This window comes from Paenibacillus sp. AR247 (assembly GCF_002968895.1).
In the GTDB taxonomy this organism is placed as follows: Bacteria; Bacillota; Bacilli; order Paenibacillales; family Paenibacillaceae; genus Paenibacillus_AQ; species Paenibacillus_AQ favisporus.
Genome location: NZ_PCZT01000009.1, coordinates 1797100 through 1799388, shown reverse-complemented (window position 1 = coordinate 1799388; position 2289 = coordinate 1797100). Strand labels below are relative to the sequence as shown.

2 protein-coding genes and 1 pseudogene are annotated in these 2289 nt (G+C 53.9%); all 3 read left to right on the top strand.

Translation table 11 applies throughout. The features are described from left to right. The first annotated feature begins 10 nt into the window (after positions 1 to 10). The 3 genes and pseudogenes from CPT76_RS16735 (at position 11) to rpsP (ending at position 2162) form a co-directional block, all read left to right on the top strand. Complete coding sequence (locus CPT76_RS16735; protein ID WP_089546527.1) at positions 11 to 367, top strand: putative DNA-binding protein; 357 nt, start codon at positions 11 to 13, stop codon at positions 365 to 367. A 24-nt stretch (positions 368 to 391) separates the two neighbouring features. Next, positions 392 to 1802, top strand: a pseudogene (gene ffh, locus CPT76_RS16730) (signal recognition particle protein). 87 nt (positions 1803 to 1889) lie between these two features. Further along, a complete protein-coding gene (rpsP, locus tag CPT76_RS16725) occupies positions 1890 to 2162 on the top strand; it encodes a 30S ribosomal protein S16 (RefSeq protein ID WP_105443645.1) in 273 nt (90 codons plus the stop codon). The last annotated feature ends 127 nt before the right edge of the window (positions 2163 to 2289 follow it).

Here is a 2289-nt window from a genome sequence, read left to right as displayed (position 1 = left end):
GTGTCCCTCGGTGAGTCAGGAGAATCGGCTCGAGAAGACGAATCGAATCAACCTTTTGTTTGATTTCTATGAACAGCTGCTGACAGAGAAGCAGCAGACGTTCCTTAAATATTACTTTCATGACGATTTCTCCCTCGGGGAGATTGCAGCCGAGTTCGACATCAGCCGTCAGGCCGTCTATGAGCATATCAAGCGGGCTGAGCAGGTGCTGGACATGTATGAAGAGAAGCTGGGACTGCTGCAGAAGCATGAGCAGCGCAGCCAAGAACTTGAGCGGCTGCAGAGCATCACGGAGTCCAGCAGCATGTCTGAATCCGATAAAACGAGAATATATCAAATCATAAATCAATTGCAGCAATTGGAATAAAGCGTTAGAAGGAGGTGGCGGTTCATGGCATTTGAAGGATTGACGAGCCGGCTGCAGAACGTATTCAGCAAGCTGCGCGGCAAAGGCAAGGTGTCCGAGGATGACGTTAACGAAGCGATGCGCGAGGTGCGTCTTGCGCTTCTGGAAGCTGACGTTAACTTTAAGGTCGTCAAGGACTTCGTCGCCAAGGTGAAAGAGAAGGCCGTCGGTACCGAAGTGATGGAGAGCTTCACGCCGGGCATGGTCATCATCGACATCGTTAATAAAGAACTGACCGAGCTGATGGGCGGAAGCCAGGCGAAGCTGGCGAAGGCGAACAAGCCTCCGACCGTCATTATGATGGTAGGTTTGCAAGGGGCCGGTAAGACGACGACATCAGGCAAGCTGGCGAAGCTGCTGCAGAAGCAGAACCACCGTCCGCTGATGGCGGCAGGCGATATTTACCGCCCTGCGGCGATCAAGCAGCTTCAGGTGCTGGGTGACCAGATCGGCGTACCGGTATTTACACTCGGCGACAAGACAAGCCCGGTGGAAATCGCGAAGCAGGCTTATCAGCATGCCAAGGATAACGGGAACGATTATCTGATCATCGATACGGCGGCCGCCTGCATATCGATGAAGAGCTGATGGAAGAGCTGCGCCAAATCCACAGCGAGGTGAAGCCGGACGAGGTGCCCACAGCGAGGTGAAGCCGGACGAGGTGCTGCTGGTTGTGGACGCGATGACAGGCCAGGATGCCGTCAACGTCGCGGATCACTTCAACAAGCAGCTGGATCTGACGGGCGTCGTGCTGACCAAGCTCGACGGCGATACCCGCGGGGGTGCCGCGCTGTCCGTTAAGGCCGTAACCGGCTGCCCGATCAAGTTTGCGGCGCTCGGCGAGAAGATTGATGCACTGGAGCCGTTCCATCCGGAGCGGATGGCTTCCCGGATCCTCGGTATGGGCGACATGCTCTCGCTGATCGAGAAAGCCCAGTCGAATATCGACACGGAGAAAGCCAAGGAAATGGAACGTAAAATGCGCAACGCCGAATTTACGTTCGACGATTTCCTGGAGCAGATGGAGCAGGTGAAGAAGCTTGGCCCGATCGACCAGATCATGGACATGATCCCGGGGATGGGCAAGCTGAAACAGACCAAGGATCTGAAGGTCGACGAGAAGCAGATGGGCCGCATTGAGGCGATCGTCTTTTCGATGACGAAGGCAGAGAAACAGAATCCGGATATCATCAACCACAACCGCCGCAAGCGGATTGCGACCGGCAGCGGCACATCGCTCGCCGAGGTCAACCGGCTGATCAAGCAGTTTGACGAGATGCGCCGGATGATGAAGCAGTTCTCGGATATGATGGGACCGAAGGGTCCGAAGGGCAAGGCTTTAAAGCAGCTGAAAGGATTGGCCGGCAAAGGCGGCATGAAGTTTCCTTTCCGTTAATCACTGCATTTGTATATAGACAGCCGCCTCTCCGCTAGGGGGAAGGGTTGTCACCCAGAGATTATTTTGTTGAAGGAGGTGAATTTCGTGGCAGTACGTATTCGTCTGAAACGCATGGGTGCTCATAAAGCTCCTTTCTACCGTATCGTGGTATCGGATTCCCGTTCCCCACGTGACGGCCGTTTTATCGAAGAAATCGGTTACTACAATCCGGTCAACCAACCGGCTGACGTAAGAATCGATGAAGATAAAGCACTGGCATGGCTGCAAAACGGTGCGCAAGCATCCGACACAGTCCGCAACCTGCTGAGCAAAGCAGGAGTGATGAAGAAGTTCCATGAGCTCAAGCAGCAGAAATAATGACTGATCGTGAGGGTTATCTATGGAAGAATTAGTTGGTGTTATTGCTAAGGCTTTGGTGGATCATCCTGAAGAGGTGGCTGTGAAGACGGTGGAGAAGGATCACCTGATTGTCTATGAACTGACC